The organism is Streptomyces sp. NPDC057565, from assembly GCF_042801455.1.
Lineage (GTDB): Bacteria > Actinomycetota > Actinomycetes > Streptomycetales > Streptomycetaceae > Streptomyces > Streptomyces yanii.
Genome location: NZ_JBHVFU010000001.1, coordinates 625,228 through 650,775 on the forward strand (window position 1 = coordinate 625,228; position 25,548 = coordinate 650,775).

The following is a 25,548-nucleotide window of genomic DNA, read 5'->3' on the forward strand; positions in this document are numbered from 1 at the left end:
GGCTCAGGTCCCCGGCAGCAGCGGCAGTCCTGCCACCGCACGTCATGTGCGGCGGCAGCGAGGCCACCCACCGCGCCGTTGCCGGTACCGTCCCTTTTCAGGCGCCCGCCGACGACTGGGCCTCCGCCGCCGCGCGGTACAGCCGGCGCAGCCGGACCACGCCCAGGTCGTGCTGGTACAGGTTCTCCCGCTGGTCGGCGTCGGTCGGCATGGCCTCCAGCATCACGCGGTCCTGCTCCAGGACTTCCCAATGGCGCTTCTCGATCAGGGTCTTGTACAGGAAACGCCAGGACGCGCGCTGCCAGTCCTCGACGCGGCGGTAACGCCAGAAGAAGACGCCCGTGCGCTGTTCGTCCACCGGGCAGACCATGCCCACGATGCCGAACGGTCCGCCGGGGCCGGCCGACGGCGGGTACGGGATGGACAGGTCGACCCAGTCCACGCCGGTGCGGCACAGTTCCACCCAGTCGAAGTTGACGCCTCGCTGGTCGGTCTTCTCGAAGAAGTAGCCGCGACCGGTCTCCCGGATGCGGAACTTGGCTGTCGTGTCTCCGTCGAACATCGTGTGCGACTCGTGGTGCAGAAACGCACCGTGCATCGGGTCGAGCAGGTTCTCCACGGCGTACCGCCACGGCACGTTCCATTCGGCGTAGCACAGGAACGCGTCCACCCCGGGGTCCGTCAGCGGCTCGGGCAGCGTCAGCGCCGCCGGCTCCGGGTGCTCCTCGTCACCGAAGTAGGCGAGGATCGCGCCCGCGACCTCGCGCACCGGCAGCGAGGCGACCAGCTTCTTGCCCTCCAGGCTGCAGCCGGGCAGTCCGGGGACGGAAGAGACCGTGCCGTCGGTCCGGACCTCCACGCCGTGGTACCAGCAGGCGACCCGGTCACCGAGGTGCTTGCCGAGCGAGAGCGGCGCGCCGCGGTGCGGGCAGCGGTCCGCGAGCATCGACAGAGTGCCGTCGGAGCGGCGGAACAGCAGCCACTGCTCCCCGAGCGCGGTCACCTTGCGCATCGCGCCCGGGGCGACGAAGTGCGAGGGGACGACGGCGTGCCACTGGTTGCGCAGACCGGTGGCGTAGATGTGGTCCGCGGTGGCGGAGGACGACAGCGTCATGGTCAGGCTCCCAGTCGGTTCATCTCGGCGCGGAAGGATTCCTCGGTCCACGGCGTGCCGTCGGCGGCGTGGACCTGACGGGCGTTGAGCCCGCGGACCACGTCGGTCAGCTCGTGGCCCTCCTTGGTGAAGACGTCCTCGAGGGTCGCGGCGAGCTTGTACTCGTACGGGGTCGGCTCGTGCGTGCGGGACTGGTGGACGTCCAGGTACGGCCAGGTGTCGGTCACGGTGTCTCCTGAAAGTGCGGGGGAAGGGGTCACAGGTCGAGGACGAGTCGGCCGGAGGCACACCGCGAGACGCAGATCATCATCGTGGCGCCGGCGGCGTGTTCGGCCTCGCTGAGCAGGAAGTCGCGGTGGTCGGGGGTGCCGTCGAGCACCCGGGTCTCGCAGGACCCGCAGATTCCGTCGCGGCACGAGCTCTGCACGCTCAGCCCGGCGCTCTCCACGGCGTCGAGGATCGAGGTGTCCGCGCCGACCGTGACCGTCACCCCGGAGGTGCGGCACTCGACCTCGAACGCCTCGTCGTCACCGGTGCGATCCACGACCGGTGCGGCGAACCGCTCCAGGCGCAGCCGGTCCTGGGGGCAGCGCTCCTCGACGGCCGTGAGCAGCGGTTCGGGTCCGCAGGAGTACACCAGCGTGCCGTCGGGCAGCTCCGCGAGCGCGGCGTCGAGGTCGATGTGGCCCAGCTCGTCCTGCGGGACGAGTGCGATGTCACCGCCGAGCGCCGCGAGTTCCGAAGTGAACGCCATCGAGGCCCGGCCCCTGCCGCCGTAGACCATCCGCCACGAGGTTCCCCGGCGGGCGGCCTCCCGGGCCATCGCCAGCAGCGGGGTGATCCCGATGCCACCGGCGACGAACACATAGGCGTCGGCGTCCTCCAGCGCGAAGTGGTTGCGCGGTTCGGAGACCGTGACCGGCTGCCCGGGACGCAGCTGTGTGTGCACGTATCGCGAACCGCCGTGCGAGGCGGGTTCGTTGAGCACGCCGATGCGGTAGACGTCCGGTGTGTGCGGGTCGCCGCACAGGCTGTACTGGCGGACCTGGCCGCCGACATGGACATCGAGGTGCGCGCCGGGCTTCCAGGCGGGCAGGGGTTTGCCGTCGGGGTGGGTCAGTTCGACGGACAGTACGCCTTCGGCCTCCCACGTCATACGACGGACGATCAGCTGCAGCGAGTTCTCGCTCATGGCCTGTTGCCTCCTTACCGGCAGTACGGGGGCCGGGCTACTGGCCCGGGATCCTCACGGGTGGGGTGAACGGGTTCTTCATCGGGCCCAGTGCCGTCAGATCGACCTCGACGAGGGTCGGTCCGCCCGAGGCGACGGCCTCGTCGAGCACCGGTCCGGCGTGCTCCTCGGCGGCGATCCGCAGATACGGCAGCCCACAGGCGCGTGCCAGCAGTTCGAAGTCGGGGGTGACCAGGTCCACCCCGGACCGGCGCTCGCCGTAACGGTCCTGCATGTTGCGCAGTACGCCGTAGCCGCCGTCGTTGAAGACGATCAGGGTCAGGCGGGGCCGCTCCTGGGCGAGGGTGAGGAGTTCGCCGAGGTGGACGGCGAGTCCGCCGTCGCCGGCGATCACGACGGTGGGCGTGTCGGGCCGGGCGAGCGCGGCGCCGATGCCCATGCCGAGCCCCTGCCCGATGCCTCCGCCGCGCGGGAAGACGTTGTCGCACGGGTCGTACATCTCCAGCAGTCGGTTGCCCCAGCTACTGGACGGGATGGTGACGTCGCGCGCCACGACCGCCTCGCGGGGAAGCGCGGCGCGGATCGCGTCGCAGATCGCGGCCTGCGGGCCGATGCTGTCGTGCAGGGCCGCCCGCACCTCGGTGCGTACGGCGGCGACGCGCTCCGCCCAGCCGGACTCGGCGGGCCGGGCGTGCGGCAGAAGACCGGTCAGGGCGGCGGCCGCATCGCCGTGCAGGGCGTGGGTGGCCGGGTACACGCGGCCGAGCGCGGCCTCGTCGATGTCCACCTGAATGTGCGCGCCGGGGAGCTTCAGCGTGTAGTCGGCGGTCTCGTTCGAACGGAAGTGCGTGCCGATCGTGAGCAGTACGTCCGCGTCGGCGAGCAGTGCACGTCCCGCGGGGGTGGTGGCGAAGTTACCGATGACCTGCTCGTGGTCCTCGGGCACTGCTCCGCGCCCGGAGTTCGAGGTGAGCAGTCCTGCCCCGGTCGCCTCCAGCAGCCGGGCCAGTTCGCCGCGGGCGGTGACGGCGCCGCCACCGGCCCAGATCAGCGGACGGCGCGCCGAGGCCAGGAGGGCTCCGGCGGCAGCCAGCTCATTCGCCGCGGGAGCGGGGACGGCGGGTGCGGGGAGCTCGGTGGGTTCGTCGGTCTGCGTCGCGTACTGGAGGTCGATCGGCCACTCCACGCTTGCCGGACCGCACGGCGCGGTCAGCGTGGCGTGGGCCGCCTCGCGCAGGATCCGGCCCGCCTGCTCCGCGTCCGGCACACTCGCCGCGTACGCCGATACGGCGGTCAGCATGCCGAGCTGATCCTTGGTCTCGTGGATGAAGCCCCGGCCGCTGCCCAGGAATTCGCTCTCCACCTGGCCGGTGATGTGCAGCACGGAGCTGCCCGCGCTCAGGGACTCGATCAGTGATCCGGCTGCGTTGCCCGCCCCCGTGCCGGTCGAGGTCAGTGCGCAGCCGAGGGTGCCGCGGGCCCGCCCGTAGGCGTCGGCGGCGTTCACGGCGGATGCCTCGTGCCGGACGGGGACGAACCGCAGTTCGCGGTCGACGGCCTCGACGAGCGGCAGGTTGTGCACGCTGACGATGCCGAAGACCGTGTCGATGCCGAGTTCGCGGAGGACGGCGACGAGGAGATCGCCTCCGTTGTCGTAACGCATGGTGTCTCCTCAGAGGATGGAGCGGCCGACTCCGCCGCAGACGTCGATGCTGGTGCCGGTGATGTACGAGGCGAGGGGTGAGAGCAGGGCGACGACCGCGTACGCGACTTCCTCGGCCCGGCCGAGGCGGCCCAGCGCGATTCCCCGGTCGGCGGCCAGCTCCGCCTGCCAGTCCTCGTAGGTCATGCCGGAGTCCGCGGCCGCGTGGCGTCGGGTCCACTGGCCGGTGTCGATGAGTCCCAGGCAGACCGAATTGACCCGGATGCCGTCGCCGGCGAGTTCGGCCGACAGGGACTTGGAGAGATTGAGGATGCCGGCGCGGGCGGCGCTCGTCGTGATCAGCCGGGTCTCCGGCTGCTTGGCGAGCACCGCGTTGATGTTGACGATGCTCGCCGCGCCGGAGGCGGCGAGATACGGGCGAACCGCCTGCAGTGGGTTCAGCACCCCGGCGAACTTCAGCTCCAGCTCGTCGCGCCAGTCCTCGGCGGTGGAATCGTCGAGACCCTTCATCCGGGACTGTCCGGCGTTGTTGACGAGTCCGTCGATGCCTCCGAACTCCTCGGCGGTGCGTCGGACGAAGCCGTGCACCGCATCGGCGTCCCGTACGTCGCACACGCCGGTCAGCAGGCGGTCACGTCCGGCGCCGAGCCGAGCGGCCACCTTGGCCAGCCGGTCGGCGTCGCGGCCGCAGGTGGCGACACGGGCGCCTTCGTCGAGGAGGGCGCGGACCGTGGCCAGGCCGACGCCCGAGCTGCCGCCGGTGACCACGATGGTGCGGTCGGCGAGGCCCAGATCCATAACTCGTTTCTCCTGCAGTTCAGTTCATGGTGAAGCCGCCGTTGACGGCGATCACCTGGCCGGTCAGATAGCGGGACTCCTCGCCGAGCAGGAAGGAGACGATCCCCGTGAGGTCGTCGGGCTGCTGCGGCCGGGGGATGGCCCGGTTCATGCGGTAGAGGTCGTGCCGCTCGGCGGGCACGGTCTCGGTCGCCTCGCATTCGGTGAGTCCGGGGGCGACCGCGTTCACGGTGATCCCCCGGTCGCCGAGCTCGCGGGCCATGGCCCGGGTCAGTGCGATGACCGCGCCCTTGGAGGCGATGTAGTGGGCCAGGCGCGGGGATCCGTACAGTGCGGCGTCCGAGGCGATGTTGACGATGCGGCCGGGACCTGCGAAGAGCGGATACAGCGTCTTCGACACCAGCCACGGGCTGCGGGCGTTGACCGTCATCAGCCGGTCCCACACCTCGACGTCGATGTCCTGGAACTCCTTGCCGCCCACGCCGTTGGCGAGCGCCGCGTTGTTGACCAGGCCGTACAGCGTGCCCAGCTCGCGCACGGCGTCGGCCAGCGCGTCCACCGAGGCGGGGTCGGCGACGTCGCAGCGTACGAAGTGTGCGTCGACGCCCTCCGCGCGCAGCTCCGCGACAGCGTGCTCGCCCCGCTCCCGTTCCAGTTCGGCGACGACGACCCGGAAGCCGTCGGCGCCCGCCCGGCGGGCCATGGCCAGTCCCAGGCCACGGCCCGCGCCGGTGACGACGACGGTGCGTGCGTCGGCCGGAGGCTGGTCAGCCACGGGTGACGCCGTGCATCGGCGAGTACTCGGGGTAGGTCGGCACCTGCGGCTTCTGCGTGCCGATGACGACGCAGAACAGGGCGTCGGTGTCGCCCTCGTTCTTCAGCGACCGGGTCACGCCGGCCGGGACGACGATCATGTCGCGGTAGCCGAGGGTACGGTACTCGGCCTCGTCCGGGCCGCGGTGGATGCCGACCTTGACCTCACCCTCCAGGACGAAGAACGCCTCCTCGACGTCGTGGTGGGTGTGGGCCGGGCCCTCGGCGCCGGGCGGCAGCAGCATGTTGGAGAAGGTGAAGCCGCCGGACGGGATGATGCGGCTGTCGCTCTCGTGGTTGCCGGTGGCGCCGGAACCGACATACCGGATCTGGCCGCGGCGGTACTGCGGGCCGGCCTTCTCCTGGAAGGAGAGGGTGTCGAAGTCCGCCACGCGGGAGCTCTTGGTGGCGATGAGGGAGTCGGTGTACGCGGACAGGTCGCCGCCGTTGTCGTACTCGGTGGTGGTCAGAGGCATGGGGAACAGCTCCTATTCGGGAATGGATGCGGTGATGCGGAGGTGGGAGAGCACCCAGGCGTTGAAGTGCCCGGGCTGCTCCTGGTTGGCCAGGTGACCGGCGTCCTTGACGATCACGTAGGCGGTTCTGTGGATGGCCCCGGCGATGGCCTGGCTCGCCTCGATCCCGGTGACCACGTCCTGGTCGCCGCAGAGCACGAGCGTGGGCGCGGTGATCGAGGGGAGTTCGGCGCGCAGATCGGCCGCGGCCATGGACTCGGCGGCGTACGCGTAACCCGGCAGCCGTACCGATTCCGCCATGGTCCGCACGACCCGGCGCACCAGATGGTCCGGAGCGCCCGGCGACAGCAGCCGCGGTCCGCGCGCCTCGGCGAAGGCGCGCGCGCCGAGCTCGGCCAGCTCGCCCGCCCTCGCCCGCATGCCCTTGGCCTTCGCTTCGTCCGTGCCCGAGCCGGGACTGGAGTCGGCGACGATCAGCGAGGCGACGAGCTCCGGGTGGCGGGCGGCGAGCCGAAGCGCGATCACACCGCCCCAGGAGACGCCGAGCACATGTGCGTTCGAGGCACGCTCGCGGATGAGGGCGGCCGCCGTGTCCGCGAAGTCGTCGAGGGTGAGCGGCTCCTCGGGGTCGGGGGACTTGGCGTAGCCCGGGGCGTCCCAGGCCACGACCCTTACGTACGAGGAGAGTTCGGCGACCTGCGGGGCGAACGCGGCCGACGACGAGCCGATGCCGTGCAGGCACAGCAGGAGTGGACCTCGGTCACCGGCCTCCTCCACATGGACGTCGACGCGGCCGCTCAAAGGATCTGCCCCGTCCGTCCGGCGAGCGCCGCGAGGCTGCGCAGCACCGCGTAGGGCACGACCTGGCTGGTTGCCGGATTGCCCGGGTCGGGCAGATGCGCCACCTCGAAGCGGTACGCACCGTGCGGGCCGGACGCCTCGATCACATGCCGGGTGTGGTGCGCCGCCGGGTCGGCGACGACCCGGACCCGCACAGCGTCCAGGTCGCCGACGGCCAGCGCGACCGACGCGGCCACGTTCGTCGACTTGGGGAACTTCACCGGAACCTCGCGGGCGGTGCCGGACATGACCTCGACCGGCCCGGTTGCCGTCCGCATCCGGGTCAGCAACTCCTCATCCATCCAAGGCTGTTCGAGGGTCGACGGCAGCTTGGTGGTGGTCAGGCGCACCTCGTCCAGCGGGCCGAGCGAGCGTGCCGCCTGGAGCAGGTCGAGACCGCCGACGGCGCCGCCCGTGAAGTACACCCGGCCCGGCCCCGCCGCGAGCAGCCGCTTCGCCAGCTCGTCGTCGGTCAGCGCCCCGCTGGAGGCGATCAGCAGATCGGTGCCGGAGGCCAGCACCCGCTCTCCCCACTCCCGCACGACGCCCTGGCCCGCGGCCTCGACGATCAGGTCGCAGAGTTCCAGGGCCTCCTCGAAGGTGACCTGACGCGCGGGCGCGGCTTCACCGAGGGGACGGTTGTCGACGACGCACACCAGCTCGGCGCCGCCCACCTGCCCCTCGGCGAGTGCGGTGCCGACGACCCGGCCGATCGCACCCCAGCCGACCACGCCGACCTTGCGTACGGTGCTCATGCGGTTGCCTCCTGGGCGTCGACGGGAGCGAGCGGGCCGGGGTCCGGCGAGCCCGCCATGTGACAGCGGATCTCCTTCGACGGCGGACCGGCCGTGCCCCACAGGTCGGACAGGTCGGGCACCCGCCGCCACACCCGGGCGATCCAGGCGTCCTCGACGATCTGGGCGACCTCGGAGGTGTACTCGCAGACCAGCCCCGACGGGTCGGTGAAGTAGGAGAAGGTGTTGTTCCCGGGACCGTGCCGGCCGGGTCCCCACTGGGGGGTGATGCCGTGGTGGCGCAGCCGGCCGAGGCCCCGCATGAAGTGGTCGACCGAGGTCATCTCGTACGCCACATGGTTGAGCGAGGTCCACTCGGCCTGGTTGAAGGCGATGCAGTGGTGGTCGGCGTTGCAGCGCAGGAACGCCATCTGGTGCTCGGACCAGTCGGAGACACGCAGACCGAGCACATCGCAGTAGAAGGCGACGGCGGCGTCGATGTCGGTGGTGTTGAGCACGGCGTGCGTGACCCCGACGGGCACGGCGCCGTCCCGGCCGCGCGGGACGACCGCCTCGACCTGGGCGCTGATCTCGATGAGGCGCCCCTCGGGGTCGGTGAACCGCAACCCGTAGCCCCCGCCGGCCTGTTCCAGCGGGCCGGGTCCGAGGACGGGAACGATGGAGCGTGCTTCGAGGCGCCGGGCGGCCTCGTCGACCTCGGCGGGGGTCGCGACGGCGAACGCGATCCGGCCGAGGCCGACCCGCTCCCGCTCGGTCAGGTGGAGCACGTGGTGCTCGTCGCCCGTGCCGCGCAGCCAGCGGGTGCCGGTGTCGGACTCGACGGTCCGAAGGCCCCAGACCTCCTCGTAGAAGTCGGCGGCCTCGGTGAAGGCCGGCGTGTGCAGCTCGACGTAGCGCAGCGATCGGAGCCGGGCGATCGGACCGGGCGGTGGTTGGTGCATGAGTCTCTCCAAGACGGGCAGGCGTGCCGGGTCAGTTGGCCCAGAGGAGGGGGAGGTCGGAGGTGCCCCAGTACAGGGACTTCTGGCGCTGGTAGGCGCGGATCGCGTCGCGACCCTTCTCCGTACCGAGGCCACTGTCCTTCCACCCGCTGAACGGGGTGGAGGCGCTGAACTGCTTGTACGTGTTGATCCAGACGGTGCCGGCCTCGATACGGCGGGCGATCCGCCATGCGGCCCGCAGGTCGCGGGTCCAGATGCCGCAGGCCAGCCCGTAGACCGAGTCGTTGGCCTGACGGACCAGATCGTCCTCGTCGTCGTAGGGCAGGGCGACCAGCACGGGTCCGAAGATCTCCTCCCGGCAGGTGCGGGAGGTGTTCGGCAGCCCGTCGAGGACGGTCGGCAGGTAGTACGCGCCGTCCTGGTACCGCTCGCCCTCGGGGGCGGACCCGCCGCACAGCACCCGCGCGCCTTCGGAGCGGGCGAGGTCCACATAGGCGGCGACGGAGTCGCGGTGGCGGTGGTGCACGAGCGGGCCGACCTGGGTGCTCGGTTCGGTGCCGGGGCCGACGCGCAACTTGCGGACACGCTCGACGAGTTCACCGACGAAGGAGTCGTAGATCTCACGGGCCACGAAGAGCCGGGAACCGGCGATGCAGGACTGGCCGCTGGACGAGAAGATCCCGAACAGCACGCCTGCCAGGGCCTGTTCGACGTCCGCGTCGGCGCGCACGATCGTCGGCGACTTGCCGCCCAGCTCCAGCGAGGCGGGGACGAGCTTCTCCGCCGCGACCGCGGCGATGGACCGCCCGGTCTCCGTACCGCCGGTGAATCCGATGCGGGCGACGAGAGGATGGCGTACGAGGGCGTCCCCGACCACCCGGCCGCTGCCCGGCAGCACCGACAGCAGGGCTGTGGGCATCCCGAACTCGTCGAGCGCCCGGGTGATCAGACGGCCGAGGGCGAGGGAGACCAGGGGGGTCCAGGCCGCGGGCTTGAGAAGGACCGCGTTCCCGGCCGCGAGCGCGGGGGCGATCTTCTGCGCGTCGCTGGCGACGGGGGAGTTCCAGGGGTTGATCGCGCCGACGACACCGATCGGTTCGTACACGCTCATCGTGACGTACGGGCCGCGGGACGGGGTGACGGAGTCCTCCGCCGTCTCCAGGGCGGCCGCCATGTAGCGGAAGGTGCCTGCCGCGCTGAGCGCGAGGGCCCGGGTCTCGGTCAGGGTCTTGCCGGTGTCGGCGGTCTGCAGGGCCGAGAGCTCGTCGGCAGCCTCTTCGGTCAGCTCGGCGATCCGGTGCAGCAGCCGGGCGCGCTCGTGGGGGAGCAGGTCCCGCCAGGCGGGGTCCGCAGCTGCCTTCGCCGCGGCCTCGGCCGCTTCGGCGACCTCGTCCGCCGATGCGGAGTGGACGGTGGCGACAATGCGGCCGGTCGCCGGGTCGACGGTGTCGACGGGCTCGCCCGCGCCGCGTCGCCACTGGCCCGCGATCAGGATGTCGGTGGGGAAGTGCGGCACGGGAGAACCTCCGGGCGAGGCGGCGGAATGAGGGGACTTCGGGTGCGGATGCGCTCGGCGCGAGACCGGAGTGACTGGGCTGCCTGCACTGTCGAAGTGCTAGAAATCTAAGGGCTTAACTTTCTCTGCGCAAGGCCCGAGTTGAAATCGGTATCGAGGGGACCTTGAGCATGGGATCTGTGGCGGCGAGGATGATCGACGAGTGGATGGCTGTCAGATTTCTAAGCTCTTAACCATTGACCGCTTAGATACGGGACCCTACTGTCTCCGCAACTCCTCTGTCCGCGGAAGGACCCCCTCCATGACGACTGTGGCCGGCAAGCCAGCCCTTGGCTCCATAGCCGCGAGACTTGAACGACTGCCGCACTCGCGCTGGCACGTCAAGGTCCGATTCCTGATCGGCGCCGTCACCTTCTTCGAGGCGTTCGACCAGCTGTTGGCCGCCTCCGCACTGCCCGTCCTGATGAAGGAATGGCACCTGACCACCGGGCAGGCCACCTTCGCCGTGACCTCCGCCTCCATCGGCATGCTGCTCGGGGCACTGGCCGCCGGCTGGATGGGTGACCAGATCGGCCGCGTGCGCACTGTCGCCCTCGGCGTCGCCGTCACCGGTCTCGCCAGCCTCGCCGTCGCCTTCTCCGGCAACATCGAGACCTTCTCGCTCTTCCGGTTCGTCCAGGGTCTCGGCATCGGCGGTGTCGTGCCCGTCGCGGCCACCTACATCAATGAGATCGCCCGCTCCGACAAGCGGGGCCGATTCGTCCTGCTGTACGAGATGATCTTCCCGGCGGGACTCGCGGTGGCCACCCTGGTCGCCGTATGGGTGGTCCCCAACTTCGGCTGGCGCGCGATGTTCGTCGTCGGCACCGTCCCGGTGCTGATCGCCGCCCTGTTGCCCCGCCATGTCACCGAGTCCCCGCGCTGGCTGCTGTCCCGTGGCCGCACGGAGGAAGCGGAGGAGGCTCTCGCCCGTATCGAGGCGGAGGTCGCCCAGGCCACTGCCGAGCCGCTGCCCGCACCCGCCGCGACGCTGCCCGAGGAGACCTCCCAGGGCCGGCTGAGCGACCTGTTCCGGGGGCGCTATCTTCGGCGGACGGCCGTACTGTCGGGTCTGTGGTTCGTCGCGTACTACGTCAACCACGGCATCTCCACCTGGCTGCCGTCGCTGTACACGAAGCAGTTCGGGCTGGATCTGACCACCGCGCTCGTCTATACCCTGCTCAGCAACGTCACCGGCCTGCTCGGCACGCTCGTCGTGGCCCTGCTGATCGACCGCATCGGCCGCAGGCCCGCGCTGGTCGGCGCGCTCGTCGGCACCGTGCTCTCGCTGGGCGTCCTCGCACTGGCCGGTGCGACCTCGGGCGGTCAGGTCGCCGTCTTCGCCTCGTGCACGACCTTCTTCCTGTACGCGATCAACGCGGGGCTCTACCTGTACTCGCCCGAGCTGTACCCCACGTTCAACCGGGCCAAGGGTGCCGCGTTCGGCGGTCTGTGGAACCGGTTCGGTGTCATCCTCGGTCCGGTGACCGTCGGCGCGATCATCGGCGCGGGCGGCAGTCTGGCCGTCGTCTTCGCGCAGCTCGCCGTGGTGGCCGCGGTGGGCGCCGTGATCGCGTGGTTCGCCGTCGAGACCAAGGGCAGGACGCTGGAGGAGCTCAACGCCTGAAACGCGATCGGCAGTCACGGTGCGGGCCGGTGTCCCGGAGCAGCGATCACTGCTCCGGGACACCGGCCCCCAGCGTTTGCCCCAGGGTTCCGAGCAGCCCGGAGAGCCGGCGCCGGTCTACCGAGCCCAGCCCGGCGAGCAACTCCCGCTCCTGGGCCGACCGTACGGCGAAGACCCGGTCGGCGAGTTCGAGACCCTCCGTGGTGAGACGCAGCCGGACGATCCGGCGGTCGTCCGCGTCGCGCTCCCGCCGGATCAGACCCGCCGCTTCCAGACGGTCCGCGTGCTGGGTGAGACCGCCCGCGCGGACCGTGCCGGCCGCCGCCACCTCGCCCATCGTGCGGCGGTAGGGCTCGCCCGCGTCGCGGAGGGTGGCGAGCACGTCGTAAGCGGGCAGGCTGATGCCGTACTCGCGGACGGTCCTGCCGATCAGCGCCTGATGGCGAACGGCGCACTCGCTCAGTTGCGCGAACAGGGCCGAGGGCGAGTCGTCCGCACCGGGGGCCACGGGGTCCGTGCGAAGAGGCTCAGGGGGTACGGGCTCCGAGCCGGTCACCGAGGGGGGCCGCAGGGCCGCGCCGACCCCGGCCGGGCGCACGGGCACGCCCTCGCCTGCGGCGCCCGGTGCCGATGGGGTGTCGGCGAGGGCTTCGCCGAAAGCGGTGGTGAGCACGTCCGTCAGCGCCGGAGCGAGCTCCTCGGTCGGGACGGAGGCCGCCGGTTCATGAGCGAAGACATAGCGCTCCATGATCACGCCGAAGAGGACGCTCCGAACCATGGCGGCGCGCACCTCGGCGTCGGCCGAGTCGCCGAGCAGCCGCGTGAGAGGCTCGCCGACCTGCTTCTCCAGGATCGTGCGCAGGAGTTCGGCGCTCGGCGGGTGGCTGACGGCCGAGCGGATCAGCGCGGGCCAGGGATCGTCGGCCGGCAGGCGGTCCCACCGGTCGAGGTAGGCGCGGGCGAGAGCCGCGGGCAGTTCGCCCGAGTTGTCGGCCGCGGCCGCGAGCACATCGTTGGTGACGCCCGACCCGCTGCCCACCGCCTCACGGAACAGACCGTCCTTGGTGCCGAAGTACGCCATCACCAGGCCGGGCGTCACCCCGGCCTCGGCCGCGATGGCGCGGACCCCTACGCCCTTGTAGCCGTGCGCGCCGAACAGTCGCCGGGCCGCGTCGAGGACCGCGTGGCGGTTGCCCTCCGGATCATGGGAGCCGGGGCGGCGCTGCGACGGCTGCCCCTCACCCTGCCCGGTTCCTGACGCGGGGCTTCCACCCGGTCGTCGACGGCTCTTGTTCTCTGGATCCACATGGTTCACATTAAACGAGTGTTCATAAAAACAGTCGTTCAAAAAGGATCACATCCTGTGGACGGGACCGGTTCGCAGAGTGAGCGGGAGTACGCTGCCGCCGCGCCGCACCGCGACGATCTCGGCCATGATCGACACGGCGGTCTCCTCGGGTCCCCGGCCGCCGAGATCAAGTCCGATCGGCGAGCGCAGCCGTGCGATTTCCGCTTCGGTCGTGCCCGCCGCGCGTAGTCGTGCGAGACGGTCCTCGTGCGTCCGGCGGCTGCCCATGGCTCCGACGTAACCGGCCCGGCTGCGCAGGGCGAGGGCGAGAACCGGCACGTCGAACCGGGTGTCGTGGGTCAGCACGCACACCGCCGTCGCGGCGTCGACCAGGTCCTCATGGGCGTGGAACCAGCGGTCGGGCCGGTCGGTGACGACATCGTCGGCCCTCGGGAAGCGTTCGGCCACCGCGAATGCGGGCCTGGCGTCGCAGACGGTCACCCGGTGGCCGAGCGCAGCGCCGATGTCTGCCAGAGGCCGGGCGAACTCGGCCGCGCCGAAGATCAGCAACCGTGGCCGGGGTGCGAAGGACTGCACCAGCAACTCCTGCTGTGCTGCGCAGCCGGTGTCGTCGGTCGAGCCGTTTCCGCTGGTCACGAGTCCGCTGGCGCCGCGGCCGAGCATTCCCTCGGCAGCCAGGGTCGCGGCCCGGTCCGCGCGTGGGTCGCCCAGTGAACCCGTCGCCGCCCCGCCGCCGACGACCAGGCCGCCGGCGCTGTCGAGAGGGGTGACCAGAGCCACCGGCGCGCCGACCGCGATGTCGGCGGCAAGCCGGCCGAGCGGTACCTCCGGACCTACCTCGCGGACCAGTACCTCGATCGTTCCCCCGCAGGTCAGGCCCACAGCGAAGGCGTCCTCGTCGCCGACTCCCCAGCGCTCGACCGTCGGGGCGGCGCCCGCGAGTACCTCCTCCGCGATCGCGCAGACGGCGGCTTCGACGCAGCCGCCGGAGACGCTGCCGACAATGCGACCGTCCTCGGACACGAGCATCGTCGCGCCCGGACCGTGCGGGGAGGAGCCCCAGGTCCGCACGACGGTCGCCATGGCGAAGCGGGTTCCGGAGCGCTGCCAGGCCGCTGCCTGGTCGATGACGTGTCGCATATCGCTCTCCTCGGGCCGTGAAATCTCGGGCAACCTCTTGCCAAGAAGAAACTTTAGTGTAAATCATTTCAGGTGCTAGATAGATCTGTCCGTGTCGAATGCCACGACGCGACGACGACCCGAGAGGTCCGGTGACAGCAGGTTGAAACCCACATCCTTCGACTACACCGCCCCCAGCACTGTCGCGGAGGCGGTCTCCCTCCTCGCCGACGAGGAGCGGGAGGCCAAGGTCGTGGCGGGCGGCCAGTCCCTGATCCCCATGCTGAACATGCGCCTCGCCAGGCCCGAGCTGCTCGTGGACATCACCCGAATTCCCGAACTCGGCCGCGTCCATGTGGACGAGTCGGGCAACCTCCGCATCGGAGCCGCAGTACGGCAGGCCCACGCCGCCGCCGACAACGCGGTACGGGACGGATGGCCGCTCCTGGCCGCAGCGATCGACCACATCGGACACCCGCAGATCCGCAACCGCGGAACCGTCTGCGGCAGCCTCGCCCACCATGACCCGGCCGCCGAACTGCCCACCGCGGCACTGGCCCTGGACGCCCGCTTCGTGATCACCGGGCCGCGCGGCACCCGTACGGTCACCGCCGAGGACTTCTTCGTCGCCACCTTCTCGACCGCCATCGACCCCGACGAGCTCCTCACCGAGGTCGTGTTCCCGCCGCCCCCGGCACACCACGGCTGGGCCTTCGAGGAACTGGCCCGCAGGCACGGCGACTTCGCCACCGTCGGTGTGGCAGCCGTCCTGGAGAGGGACACCGCTGCGGGCACCGTCCGCACGGCCCGCGTGGTCTTCTGCGGCGCGGGCCCCGTCCCGGTACGTCTGCCCGCCGCCGAGGACGCGCTCGTGGACAGTGACGCCGGCGAGCAGGCCCGCGCCGCGGCGGCCCGCGCCGTGCTGGCCGGCCTCACCCCTTCCGACGACGTCCACGCCACTGCCGAGTACCGGCGCGAGGGCGCCGCCCATCTCCTCGTCCACGCCTGCACCACCGCCTGGGAGCGCTGCTGATGACCCCCTCCGTCCCCACCCCGCTCGCCGCGCGCACACCGCCGCTCGCCGAGCCCTCCGCCTGGCACGAGATCGGCCTCACCGTCAACGGCCGACCGGTCACCGCCCAGGTCGAGTCCCGCCTGCTGCTCAGCGACTTCCTGCGCGACCGGCTCGGCCTCACCGGCACCCATGTCGGCTGCGAGCACGGGGTCTGCGGGGCCTGCACCGTCCTCGTCGACGGCGAGCCGGTGCGTACCTGCCTGACCCTGGCCGTGCAATGCGACGGTGCCGAGATCCGCACCGTCGAGAGCCTGGCCCCCGCCGATGCCCCCCTCACCCCCGTGCAGCGGGCCTTCCACGAGTGCCACGGCATGCAGTGCGGATTCTGCACGCCCGGATTCGTCATGACGGCGGCCGCCCTGACCGAGCAGTCCGAGCGCCCGGACGAGGAACAGGTCGCCGACGCGCTCAGCGGGCATCTGTGCCGGTGCACCGGCTACCGCAACATCCGCCGTGCCGTGTGCCAGGCACTCGACGAGCGATTCGGGGAGTGACCCCCATGTCCCATGACTTCGACCGGGACCGGCCCGGCAACGGCGGCTGGATCGGCCGTTCCGTCCCACGCGTCGAGGACGACCGGCTGCTTCGTGGCAACGGTCGCTACGTCGACGACATCGCCCTCCCCGGCGCCGTCGAGGCCGCCTTCCTGCGCAGCCCGCACGCCCACGCCCGTATCGAGTCGGTCGACGTGACCGCGGCCCTCGCCGCCCCCGGCGTCGTCGCTGTATGGACCGGCGACGACGTGGCGGACCTGCCCGCGATGCTGAACAAGGAGGAACTGCGCACCCCGCCCGGCCTCGCCGAGCTCCTGGACCCGGTGGTCCGGATGACGCCCATGCCGCTGCTCGCCCGCGAGAAGGTCCTCTACGTCGGCCAGCCCGTCGCCGTCGTCCTGGCCGAGAACCGCTACCTCGCCGAGGACGCCCTGGAACTCGTCGAGGTGCGGTATGCCCCGCTGCCCGTGCTCGTCGACCCCGACCACGCCCTGACCCCGGACGCACCCCTGCTGCACGAGGATCTGGCGGACAACACCGCAGTCGCCGTCGCCACTCGCGTCGGCGACCCGGAAGCGGCGATCGCCGGCGCGCACACGGTGGTGAGCGAGCAGTTCGATGCCCACCGCTATGTCGCCTCGCCGATCGAGACCCGTGCGATCTCGGCCCAGGTCGATCCGTACAGCGGCCGGCTGACCGTCTGGTCGGGCACCCAGACCCCGCACCGGTTGCGGGACGCCATCGCCCACACTCTCGGCCTCGAATCCGCCACGGTCCACGTCATCGCGGCGGATGTCGGCGGCGGCTTCGGCCAGAAAGGCATCCTCTACGTCGAGGAACTCCTCGTCCCGCACGCCGCCCGTCGCCTCGGCCGCCCCGTGCTGTGGCGCGAGGACCGCAACGAGAACCTCACCGCCTCCTCGCACGCCCGCGAACAGATCCACCGCATCGAGCTCGCCGCGGACGCCGAAGGCCGCATCCTCGCCGTACGCGACCGGATCACCGTCAACTTCGGCGCGTACAACATGACCGGCCTGGTCGTGCCGTACAACTCGCTGTGCCATCTCCTGGGTCCCTACCGCGTCCCGAACGTGCACATCGATGTCGTCGGTGTCCTCACCAACACCACCTTCGCCACGCCCTACCGGGGAGCCGGCCGCCCGGAGACGGTGTTCGCCATGGAGCGGGCGATGGACCGGCTGGCCGCTGAACTGGGCATCGAGCCCGAGGAGCTGAGGGTCCGTAATCTCGTGCGGCCCGACGAGATGCCGTACGCGACCGGCCTGGTGGACCGCTCGGGCAGACCGCAGTCCTACGACTCCGGGGACTTCCCCGAACTTCTGCGCCGCGCCGTCGCGAAGGCGGGCGTCGAGCGGGTACGCGCCCGGCAACGCGAAGGTGCCCGCGACGGCAAGCGAGTCGGCATCGGGTTCGCCATGTACATAGAGGCCACCGGCCTCGGACCGTTCGAAACCGCGCGGATCGACATCGCCCCCAGCGGCCGGGTGCGGCTCGCCATCGGCGCCCCCTCCCAGGGGCAGGGACACCGCACGTCCATGGCGCAGATCGCCGCCGACGCCATCGGGGTGCCGCTCGATGCCATCGACGTGGTCGGCGGCGACACCGAGGCCACTCCGTTCGGCGTGGGCACCATCGCCAGCCGCGCCCTGGTCAATGCGGGCAACGCCACCCACCGGGCCGGCCGCCTCGTCCGCGAGAAGATCGTCGAAGCGGCGGCCCGACGCCTCGGTGTCGCGGCGGACGGCCTCGACCTGAGCGACGGCGTCGTGCGGGCGAAGGAGCCGGGCGGGCCGTCCATCAGCCTGGCGGAACTGGCCGGGAAGGCACCGCTGCCCGGCACCCCCGAACCCACCGACGGCCGGCACGGCACCGAGATCAGCGAGACCGTGCACTTTCGCCCACCGGGTTTCGCGGTCGCGAGCGGAGCGCACGCGGCCGTCGTCGAGGTCGACGAAAACACCGGCGAGATCGCGATCCTGCACTACGTCGTCGTCCACGACGCGGGCAACATCGTCAACCCGATGATCGCGGAAGGCCAGGTCACCGGCGGCATCGCGCAGGGAATCGGCGGAGCACTGTACGAGGAGATGGTCTACGGCCCCGACGGCCAGCCCCGCACCGGCACCTACATGGACTATCTGGTGCCCACGTCCTCGGAGATCCCCGACCTCGACATGGACGAGATCTTCACCCCGAGCCCCATGAACGACCTCGGCGTCAAGGGCCTCGGGGAAGGCGGTGCGATCGCCCCCCAGGCGGTACTCGCCGGCGCCGTCGAGGACGCGCTGCGCCCCTTCGACGTGGTCGTACGCCGCGGCCCCCTCTCGCCGAGCCGGGTGCGCGCGCTCATCCGTACGGCGGCCCGCACCTGAGTCCGGCCCCACCTGAAACCGACTCCGCATCCACGTCCGGCCCCGGGCCGGACTCCCCGATTGGACAACCATGCAGCTCGACCACACCTTTACCGTTCCGGCGGACCCCGACGACGCCTGGAAGCTCTTCCACGACCTCGACCGGGTCGCGCCCTGCATGCCCGGCGCCGTGCTGGACACCCTCGACGCCGACTCCTTCACCGGCCGCGTCAAGGTCAAGGTCGGTGCGGTGCAGATGAGTTACCGCGGAGAGGGCACCGTCACCCGCGACGATGCCGCCCGCTCGATGCTCCTCGACCTCAGCGGGAGCGAGATCCGCGGCGCAGGCACCGCGTCGGCCACGGTCACCGCGACGCTGACCGCCGACCCGGCCGGCACCCGGGTGCGCGTACGCACGGACCTCGACATCACCGGCCGTCCGGCGCAGTTCGGCCGGGGCATCATGACCGAGGTCGGCGACCGTATCGTTCAGCAGTTCGCCACCCGCCTCGAAGAGCTGCTGCGGGATGCCGGGCCGACTGCGTCTGCGGAGTCCACGACGGGCACGACGAAAACGCTCCAGGGCCGGGTCGCGCCCGAGCCGGAGGCCATCGACCTCGGTGCCGCGGCGCTGCCCGTGCTGCTCAGGAAGGCTGCGGCGCCCACGGCGGCCGTGCTGTGCGCGGTGGTGGTGCTTCAGGTGCTCAGGCGGCGTTCCCGCAGGTGAAGCCCTTCGGCGCGGGCACCCCCGGTCCCGGCTCTTCCCCTCAGCGGTAAGATTCTCAGGGCCGTGAGAAGTCTGCGGGAGCCGTGCGAGGGGTTGAGGATGGCTGGATCGAGGCCGGGGGACCGGGACGCCGTGGCGAAGGTGATCGAGGACTGGGCGCGCGAACGGCCGGAGCTGGACACCAGCCCGCTGGAGGTCCTCGCGCGGCTCCACCGCTCGTTCCTGCGCTACAGCACCAGGCTCACCACGTCGATCGAGCGGCACGGTCTGTCCGTGGCGGGCTTCGACGTGCTGACCGCCCTGCGGCGGTCGGGGAAGCCGTTCCGGTTGACGGCGGGCCAGCTCGCCGACTCCGGACTGGTGTCGTCGGCAGGGGTCACCCTGCGGATCGACCGTCTGGAGAAGGACGGCCTGATCGTCCGTGAACGGGATGCCGACGATCGCAGGGTCGTCTACTCGCGTCTCACGGACAAGGGCCTCACGACAGTGGACACCGTGTTCGCGGAGCACCTCGACAACGAACGCCGGATGCTCGGAGGGCTGTCGCCGTCCGAACGCCGCCAGCTCGCGCGGCTGCTGCGCAGGCTGGAGGACTCGATCCTCGAATCCGACGAGGAACCGCCCGGCGCCGCGCAGTAGAGGGCGTGCCCCGAATCGTCGTGGTGCTCCCTCGTACGTCGCCGACGCCGGACCGGTCGCGTCGCGGCCACCGGTGTTCCTGGTTCCGGCACTGACCGCAGCTCGTCCCCTGCCCCGGTCTCAGCGAAGACCGGGCGCCGGCACGGCCCCGAGAGTGCCGAGCAGTTCGCCGGCTGTCGGCGTGGCAGACATCTCGGCTGCCAGGCGCGCGGCACTCGCCCGGTACGACGGTTCCTTGAGTACCCGTTCGACGGCCGACCGCAGGCGGGCGGCACCGTCCGGACCGAACCCGGCCGTCTCCTGCCCCGGTGCGTCCGCCGTGACGGTCAGACCTGCGCCCGCTCCGGTGACCAGCCCCGCATTCGTCGGCTGGTCGGCGAAGAGGGGCACGCAGACCAGCGGGACACCGGCGGCGAGGGCGCCGTAGACCGTGCCCGAACCGCCGTGGCAGATCACGAGGGAGGCGCTGCCCAGTACGTCGGCCTGGGGGACCCACTTCTCCACATGGACATTGCGGGGGATCGCCCCGAAGTCCGACACCTCGGTGAGGGGACCCGTGGTCAGCAGGACGCGCGCCGGCAGCCCGCTCACGGACGCCAGCACCGTCCGGTACAGGGCGGAGGCGTTCGGCATGCCGCCCACCTCGGTGCCGAGCGTGACGTAGACGAGCGGGTCTTCGCTGCTGTGCCACCAGTCCGGCAGAGCGTCCGGGGCGGGTGGCTCGTGGTAGCGCCGGGTCACCGCGTACGGCGAGGGGTCCAGGGACGTGGGGAGCCGGGTCAGATAAGGGGAGGCCCGGAGTCGTTCCGCGATGCCCGCACCGTAAGAATCGAGTACCGGGCGGAGCAGTTCGTCGGTGGACTCCGCGAACTGCGCGGCAGAAACGGCGACCTGGGCATGCGGGACACCGTGGCGCTCGGCTGCCACCACCGACGCGAGCTCGTACATCTCGTGCAGGACGAGATCCGGCCGCCACTCCCGGCAGAGCTCCTCCAGCGTCGGCAGCATGGCGGTGGTGCACACCCTGCCGAACACCTCCCTGGTCATCAGGGACACGCCCTCGTCCGCAGGCAGCCCCAACACCCGCATCATCAGCGGGACGAGCTCGGCCTCCGGCGGCTCCCCGCCGATGCGGTAGGGCTGTTCCCGGGCCGCCAGTAACGGTTCGAGCTTGGGCGGTGCGACGACGAGGACATCGTCCCCACGCGCCGCGCAGGCGTCGATGAACGGGACAAGGGGGTTGAAGTGGCCCGATCCGCTGGTCGAGGAGAAAAGTACGCGCATGGCACGACCCTAGGGATCGGCGCCCCACACCCGCAGGACTGCATTGCGCCGACTTCCGGCACTCCGCCGCGCCTTGCTGTCCGCCCGCCGACCCCAGGAGGCGCACCTACCCATGGACGGGGCCCACGTGCAACCCGTCCGGTGGATTCGTGGTGCTGCAAGCAGTCGTACGAGGGAAGGAGAGTGAAATGCCTGAAATCTCCGCACCTGTGATCAAACTCGTACGGCAGACCACCGAGCCTGTCGCGGCGCAGACCCTGCGCTCGACGGCGGCCGCGGTCATCGCGTATGTCGTCGCGGTGTGGACCCTTCCGCAGCCCGCACCGCTGACGGCTCCGCTGACCGCGCTCCTCGTCGTCCAGGTCACCCTGTACGCGACACTGACCACGGGCATCCGGCGCGTCAACTCCGTCGTCGTCGGGGTGCTCATCGCCATCGGCTTCAGCGCCCTGGTGGGTCTGAGCTGGTGGAGCCTGGGTCTGACGATCTTCAGCTCGCTGATCATCGGCCGGATGGTGCGGGTGGACGAGTTCGTGCCGGAAGTCGCCATCAGCGCGATGCTCGTCCTCGGCGTCTCCCAGGTCGCCGCCACCGCGTGGGACCGCGTTCTGGAGACCCTGATCGGTGCGGGCGTCGGCCTGTTGTTCAACCTGCTCGCACCGCCCGTATGGGTGCAGAACGCGGGCGTGTCCATCGACGAACTGGCACGGGAGATGGGACGGATGTTCCGGGCCATGGGTGAGGAGGTCGGCGGCCACATCTCTGTCGCGCAGGCGGCGGCGAGACTGCACGACGCCCGCAGACTCGACCACGACATCGTGGCCGTCGACGCCTCGCTGCGGCAGGCCGAGGAGAGCCTCCTGCTCAACCCCCGGATCCGGCAGGGTCTTCTGTACCGCATCGTCCTGCGTACCGGACTCGACACACTGGAGATCTGTGCCGTGGTGCTCCGCGTGCTGGCCCGCACGCTGACGGACCTGGCCAAAGCCCGGACCGAGGAAACCATGTTCCCGGAGGACGTGGCTGCCTCGCTCCGGGAACTCTTCGCGCAGATGGCCGACGCCATCGAGAGCTTCTCCACGCTGATCACCACCCCGGTGTCCGCCAATGCCGAGGAGGCGGAGTCGCGACTTGCCGCCGCACTGGCCGCCAGCCGCGCCACTCGGGACGTGGTGGCCGACCTCCTGCTCGAGGACGTCCAGGAGCATCCCCGACAGTGGCAACTGCACGGTGCACTGCTCGCCGAGGTCGACCGCATTCTGGATGAGCTGGACATCGACAAGCGCGCCGAACGCCTCGGCGAGGAACTCGACCGCCACTCTGCTGAACTGCACGAACGCCATCCCCGGCTCGCCGCACTGCGGCGGCGGCTCGGCAGCCCCCGGGCCACGCAGCCGACAGTCCCGGGAGCGTGAGGGCGAGGCGACAGGAGACCGCGCGCCCCGCGACGCCCGAACGCCCCGGCTCGGCTGCCGCCCACACACGCGAACGCCCCCTGCAGGGTGGGTACTTCACACCATCGAGCGGCGGCCGGAGTCCGGCACGGCTGTTCGACGCAGGCGGACCCCGCAGCCCGGCCTTACGATGCAGGAGGGGAACCGGAAGCCTCAGAGCGCCGGGGCCGAGACCCGCAGGGTCCGCAGTCTCGCGCCTGATCACGGAGGAACGTCACATGGCACCTGACCAGATCCCAGGCATCGATCTCGCCGCGGCTCCCAGCGGGACGGGATGTGCGGACTGCTTGGCGGGCGACGGACCGGGATGGTGGCTGCACCTGCGCCGCTGCGCCGCGTGCGGTCACATCGGCTGCTGCGATTCCTCCCCCTCGCAGCACGGTACGAAGCACGCACGCGAGGCAGGACATCCCTTCCTCGCCAGCTTCGAGCCAGGGGAGAACTGGCTCTGGAACATCGAGACCGAGGAATATTACGAGGGATTGGAGCTGCTCCCGCCCACCTCGCACCCGGTTGACCAGCCGACCCCGGGTCCCCAGGACAAGGTCCCCGCGGACTGGGAGCAGCAGCTGCACTGAAGCGGCGCTCCTCAGCCACCGGCAGACATACGGGTCCTCAGACACGGATCGGTCATCCCGCCGGGACAGGCGAGACGGCCGATGTCCCAGCCGGCGCGCCCCGCTCCGGCCTGATAGGCGCTTTCGTAGAAGGCGAGTACGGCCGCACGGGGATCGCTCTCGGTGCGGGCCGCGTCGTACGGCAGCACCGCCAGATGGCTGCCGCCACGATCCACCCACTGCGCCGACACCGGAGTGAGCGGTTCCTCCGCCAACTGCGCCGGTTCGGGAGCGGTGTACGAGTAGAACGCGGGCGCGGCGAACTTGTCGTCACCGAACCAGAAACCGAAGCTGATCACTTCTTGGGAGTAGGCCTCCCGCGTCACCGGGTCGATCTGGTGGGGCTGGTCGATCTGACGCTCCGAAAATCGGGTGTGGGCGATATCGAAGGTGTGCCAGAAATGGTGCACGGGACTGACTTTCCCCGAAAACCGCGCCGCGAATTCCTCCAGTACCAGTGCCACTTGACTGAGAACCTGCCAATACCGGTTGGCGTGTTCGGGATCGTATGCCGCGTGCTGGGTGTCCTCGGCGAACGGCCGGTCGGCGTCGGGCAGATCGAATGGCTTGGGCACGTTGATATCCACCTTGATGCCCAGCGCTTCCAGGGCGGCCATGACCTTCTTGTGGAAGGACGCCACGGACTGGCCCGAAAGCGGGAACGAGACCGTCACGCCGTCCAGTCTTGTGATGACGAGGCGATGGCCGACGAAGTCGAAGTCCACCGTGAAAATCGGGTTGCCGTCGATCTGCCCCATGGGGCGGGTGGTGATACCGCGGCCAGTGAGGTGAAACGGAACGTTCCACCAGTGATTGCGTCGGACACTGGCCGCGAGACGGATCTTTCCGACGACCTGCGCGAAGCGGTGGAGCGTCTCTTTGGTGTCACGCCACTCGGCGAGCGGCATGGGCGGGAACAGCTCCATCGCCATCACTTCTTTCGTGCTGCCGGACGGTCCCGGTGGGCGGGCAGGGCGTTCTTCCGCACCATCATGGCCATGCCGAAGGCGTACGGCACCTCGTGCCGCCGTCGTGGTGTCGTTCGTGTGAACCTGCGCGACCTGGCCGGGGCGGGCGGCCACTCGTGCGCCGCAGTCGACGCAGACGCGTGACGCGCGACTGCTCCCGGGCGCCTCCCCGGAGGCGCCCTTCCCGACGAGTCGGAGGCCCGAGTGCCTGCCCGCCGACGCCAATATCTGCTGAATGTCGCAATTTTGGCGATTAGGGGAAGCCGCTCGGCTGTCTGGATGCATGCGCAACCCTCACGAGTCGAGGCCTTGCGTGATGGGCAAATCGCCCTTTTCGGACTGAGTGGTGAGAGTCACCTTTCGGGCGCGCGGACGCAGCGGCGTGCCGCTCGGTTCCCTGCTGCGCCAAGAAAGTTGGCTTCGTGGGTCGGGGTGGATCGGGAGAAATTCCGCGACTCGATCTTGTAAATGAATTGTGATCGAGAAATGGGGGCTTGTTCAGGTCGGAGTTTCTCGCCTACGGTCACCGTCAATCCGGATGGAACGCCGAATCCTGCCGCCGTCCGGGAACCCGACCATTCACGTACGGCAGGAGCGGGGGACCCAGGCAAGCCGCCGATCCGGTATCCGGAACGGCTAGGGGTGAAGTCGTATTCCCATACGGCAAGGCAACTCCAGCCTCAACCCGACAGCTCACCTCGTAGGCGACGGAGAGGAATGCGCCATGCCCGCAATGGGTAACCACCGTCGTCGTAAGTCCGGTTCGCTGACTCGCGGAATCATTGCCGTGAGCACGGGCGGAGCCGCTCTGGCTCTTCCGATGATCGGGGCCACCGTTGCCTCGGCAGCGCCGGCGCAGCCTGTCACAGCCGTCGCCAAGACGGTGGCGCCCGCTGCCGCCCCCGCCAAGCCGACTGCAGTGCGGGCGGCTACGCCCTCCACCTATTCCGTGATAGCCGGTGACACCCTTTACAAGATCGCCCTGAGTCAGTCCGTGAGCGGCGGCTGGCAGCAGCTGTACAAGGACAATCGAGCGGTCATCGGAGCCGACCCCGGCGTGATCCACCCGGGCCAGAAGCTCACCATCGGCGCCAAGGCCGCGCCCGCGGCAGTCGAGTCCACGACGGCCGCGAGCACCGCTGCTGCGGTCACCCCCAAGCCCACGACGTACACGAACGACCTCGACGGCTGGATCAAGGAGTCGCTGGCCGTCATGGCCAAGCACGGCATCCCCGGCAGCTACGACGGCATCCACCGCAACATCATGCGCGAGTCCTCGGGCAACCCCCGGGCCATCAACAACTGGGACTCGAACGCAGCCAAGGGCACGCCGTCCAAGGGGCTCCTGCAGGTCATCGACCCCACCTTCCGGGCCTACCACGTGCCCGGTACGTCGATGGACCCCTACGACCCGGTCGCCAACATCACGGCCGCGTGCAACTACGCCGCCGCCAAGTACGGCTCGATCGACAACGTCTTCGGGGCCTACTGACCCCCGATTGCGTCGATTCGGGAATGACGGGTGGCGAGGGTCCGATGGGGCTTCGCCACCCGTTCCCGTCGGTCCTGTCCTCCTGCCGCGCGGTCCAGGGTGACGCGTGACGTTGCGTGTCCGGGTCGCTCGATCGGGTGCAGGTTACCCGCAGGTATGTAGTGACTTGACACGCAAACAGCAGTAGAACCAGTTTCACTCTTAAGAGAGTGAGGCGTGTCACA

Annotated in this window: 24 protein-coding genes and 1 riboswitch; of the genes, 9 read left to right on the forward strand and 15 right to left on the reverse strand. The window is 70.5% G+C overall.

Annotated elements, in window-relative coordinates; translation table 11 throughout:
• Window positions 1-97: 97 nt before the first annotated feature.
• From ACFU8W_RS02530 to ACFU8W_RS02580, 11 genes are read right to left on the reverse strand one after another with little or no spacing between them, the layout of a single operon-like run.
• A complete protein-coding gene (locus ACFU8W_RS02530; RefSeq protein WP_266978117.1) occupies window positions 98-1,114 on the reverse strand; it encodes an aromatic ring-hydroxylating dioxygenase subunit alpha in 1,017 nt (338 codons plus the stop codon).
• 2 nt (window positions 1,115-1,116) lie between these two features.
• On the reverse strand, window positions 1,117-1,341 hold the full coding sequence (locus ACFU8W_RS02535; protein WP_327242639.1) for a recombinase-like helix-turn-helix domain-containing protein: 225 nt from the start codon (window positions 1,339-1,341) through the stop codon (window positions 1,117-1,119).
• 29 nt (window positions 1,342-1,370) lie between these two features.
• The gene (locus ACFU8W_RS02540) at window positions 1,371-2,306 is read right to left on the reverse strand and encodes a PDR/VanB family oxidoreductase (RefSeq protein WP_384031532.1); all 936 of its coding nucleotides are present in this window, start codon (window positions 2,304-2,306) and stop codon (window positions 1,371-1,373) included.
• Between the two features lie 37 nt (window positions 2,307-2,343).
• Window positions 2,344-3,969 (reverse strand): thiamine pyrophosphate-binding protein, encoded by a 1,626-nt coding sequence (locus ACFU8W_RS02545; protein ID WP_384031534.1) that lies wholly within the window; start codon window positions 3,967-3,969, stop codon window positions 2,344-2,346.
• Window positions 3,970-3,978: 9 nt separating this feature from the next.
• Window positions 3,979-4,767 (reverse strand): SDR family oxidoreductase, encoded by a 789-nt coding sequence (locus ACFU8W_RS02550; protein WP_384031536.1) that lies wholly within the window; start codon window positions 4,765-4,767, stop codon window positions 3,979-3,981.
• A gap of 19 nt (window positions 4,768-4,786) precedes the next feature.
• Complete coding sequence (locus tag ACFU8W_RS02555) at window positions 4,787-5,542, reverse strand: SDR family oxidoreductase (RefSeq protein WP_384031538.1); 756 nt, start codon at window positions 5,540-5,542, stop codon at window positions 4,787-4,789.
• Complete coding sequence (locus ACFU8W_RS02560) at window positions 5,535-6,056, reverse strand: cupin domain-containing protein (RefSeq protein ID WP_376665990.1); 522 nt, start codon at window positions 6,054-6,056, stop codon at window positions 5,535-5,537. The genes ACFU8W_RS02555 and ACFU8W_RS02560 overlap by 8 nt, the downstream gene beginning before the upstream one ends.
• A 12-nt stretch (window positions 6,057-6,068) precedes the next feature.
• Window positions 6,069-6,857, reverse strand: coding sequence for an alpha/beta fold hydrolase (locus ACFU8W_RS02565; RefSeq protein WP_384031540.1), 789 nt, complete (start codon window positions 6,855-6,857; stop codon window positions 6,069-6,071).
• Entirely contained in the window at window positions 6,854-7,651 is a 798-nt protein-coding gene (locus ACFU8W_RS02570) for an aspartate dehydrogenase domain-containing protein (protein ID WP_345509788.1), read from the reverse strand. The genes ACFU8W_RS02565 and ACFU8W_RS02570 overlap by 4 nt, the downstream gene beginning before the upstream one ends.
• The gene (locus tag ACFU8W_RS02575; protein ID WP_384031543.1) at window positions 7,648-8,592 is read right to left on the reverse strand and encodes a VOC family protein; all 945 of its coding nucleotides are present in this window, start codon (window positions 8,590-8,592) and stop codon (window positions 7,648-7,650) included. Before ACFU8W_RS02575 ends, ACFU8W_RS02570 begins: the two co-directional genes overlap by 4 nt.
• A gap of 31 nt (window positions 8,593-8,623) precedes the next feature.
• A complete protein-coding gene (locus tag ACFU8W_RS02580) occupies window positions 8,624-10,108 on the reverse strand; it encodes an aldehyde dehydrogenase (RefSeq protein ID WP_384031545.1) in 1,485 nt (494 codons plus the stop codon).
• A gap of 301 nt (window positions 10,109-10,409) precedes the next feature.
• On the opposite strand from ACFU8W_RS02580, the gene ACFU8W_RS02585 reads away from it, so the two are divergent.
• The gene (locus tag ACFU8W_RS02585; protein ID WP_384031547.1) at window positions 10,410-11,774 is read left to right on the forward strand and encodes an MFS transporter; all 1,365 of its coding nucleotides are present in this window, start codon (window positions 10,410-10,412) and stop codon (window positions 11,772-11,774) included.
• A gap of 46 nt (window positions 11,775-11,820) precedes the next feature.
• On the opposite strand, the gene ACFU8W_RS02590 is transcribed toward ACFU8W_RS02585, so the two are convergent.
• Both ACFU8W_RS02590 and ACFU8W_RS02595 read right to left on the reverse strand, forming a co-directional pair.
• Window positions 11,821-13,080 carry a TetR family transcriptional regulator gene (locus ACFU8W_RS02590; protein WP_384031549.1) on the reverse strand — a complete coding sequence of 420 codons (1,260 nt, stop codon included), beginning with the start codon at window positions 13,078-13,080 and terminating at the stop codon, window positions 11,821-11,823.
• 48 nt (window positions 13,081-13,128) lie between these two features.
• Window positions 13,129-14,223, reverse strand: coding sequence for an XdhC family protein (locus ACFU8W_RS02595; protein ID WP_384031551.1), 1,095 nt, complete (start codon window positions 14,221-14,223; stop codon window positions 13,129-13,131).
• A 142-nt stretch (window positions 14,224-14,365) separates the two neighbouring features.
• Between ACFU8W_RS02595 and ACFU8W_RS02600 the strand changes: the two genes are divergently transcribed.
• From ACFU8W_RS02600 to ACFU8W_RS02620, 5 genes are all read left to right on the forward strand, one after another.
• Window positions 14,366-15,235: an FAD binding domain-containing protein gene (locus tag ACFU8W_RS02600; protein WP_384031553.1), complete on the forward strand. Its 870-nt coding sequence runs from the start codon at window positions 14,366-14,368 to the stop codon at window positions 15,233-15,235.
• On the forward strand, window positions 15,235-15,771 hold the full coding sequence (locus ACFU8W_RS02605) for a (2Fe-2S)-binding protein (RefSeq protein ID WP_384031555.1): 537 nt from the start codon (window positions 15,235-15,237) through the stop codon (window positions 15,769-15,771). Before ACFU8W_RS02600 ends, ACFU8W_RS02605 begins: the two co-directional genes overlap by 1 nt.
• 5 nt (window positions 15,772-15,776) lie before the next feature.
• Entirely contained in the window at window positions 15,777-18,164 is a 2,388-nt protein-coding gene (locus ACFU8W_RS02610) for a xanthine dehydrogenase family protein molybdopterin-binding subunit (protein ID WP_384031556.1), read from the forward strand.
• Between the two features lie 70 nt (window positions 18,165-18,234).
• Complete coding sequence (locus ACFU8W_RS02615; RefSeq protein WP_384031558.1) at window positions 18,235-18,870, forward strand: SRPBCC family protein; 636 nt, start codon at window positions 18,235-18,237, stop codon at window positions 18,868-18,870.
• 99 nt (window positions 18,871-18,969) lie between these two features.
• The gene (locus ACFU8W_RS02620; protein WP_266978099.1) at window positions 18,970-19,509 is read left to right on the forward strand and encodes a MarR family winged helix-turn-helix transcriptional regulator; all 540 of its coding nucleotides are present in this window, start codon (window positions 18,970-18,972) and stop codon (window positions 19,507-19,509) included.
• A 120-nt stretch (window positions 19,510-19,629) separates the two neighbouring features.
• On the opposite strand, the gene ACFU8W_RS02625 is transcribed toward ACFU8W_RS02620, so the two are convergent.
• Window positions 19,630-20,793: a glycosyltransferase gene (locus ACFU8W_RS02625; protein WP_384031561.1), complete on the reverse strand. Its 1,164-nt coding sequence runs from the start codon at window positions 20,791-20,793 to the stop codon at window positions 19,630-19,632.
• A gap of 188 nt (window positions 20,794-20,981) precedes the next feature.
• On the opposite strand from ACFU8W_RS02625, the gene ACFU8W_RS02630 reads away from it, so the two are divergent.
• Together ACFU8W_RS02630 and ACFU8W_RS02635 are read left to right on the forward strand one after the other, a co-directional pair.
• Window positions 20,982-22,208 (forward strand): aromatic acid exporter family protein, encoded by a 1,227-nt coding sequence (locus ACFU8W_RS02630; protein WP_345509801.1) that lies wholly within the window; start codon window positions 20,982-20,984, stop codon window positions 22,206-22,208.
• A gap of 257 nt (window positions 22,209-22,465) precedes the next feature.
• Window positions 22,466-22,825: a UBP-type zinc finger domain-containing protein gene (locus ACFU8W_RS02635; RefSeq protein WP_345509802.1), complete on the forward strand. Its 360-nt coding sequence runs from the start codon at window positions 22,466-22,468 to the stop codon at window positions 22,823-22,825.
• A gap of 11 nt (window positions 22,826-22,836) precedes the next feature.
• On the opposite strand, the gene ACFU8W_RS02640 is transcribed toward ACFU8W_RS02635, so the two are convergent.
• A complete protein-coding gene (locus tag ACFU8W_RS02640; protein ID WP_384031563.1) occupies window positions 22,837-23,790 on the reverse strand; it encodes a DUF5996 family protein in 954 nt (317 codons plus the stop codon).
• 576 nt (window positions 23,791-24,366) lie between these two features.
• Window positions 24,367-24,552: riboswitch (cyclic di-AMP (ydaO/yuaA leader) on the forward strand.
• Between the two features lie 4 nt (window positions 24,553-24,556).
• On the opposite strand from ACFU8W_RS02640, the gene ACFU8W_RS02645 reads away from it, so the two are divergent.
• A complete protein-coding gene (locus ACFU8W_RS02645) occupies window positions 24,557-25,324 on the forward strand; it encodes a transglycosylase SLT domain-containing protein (RefSeq protein ID WP_384031565.1) in 768 nt (255 codons plus the stop codon).
• Window positions 25,325-25,548 lie beyond the last annotated feature (224 nt).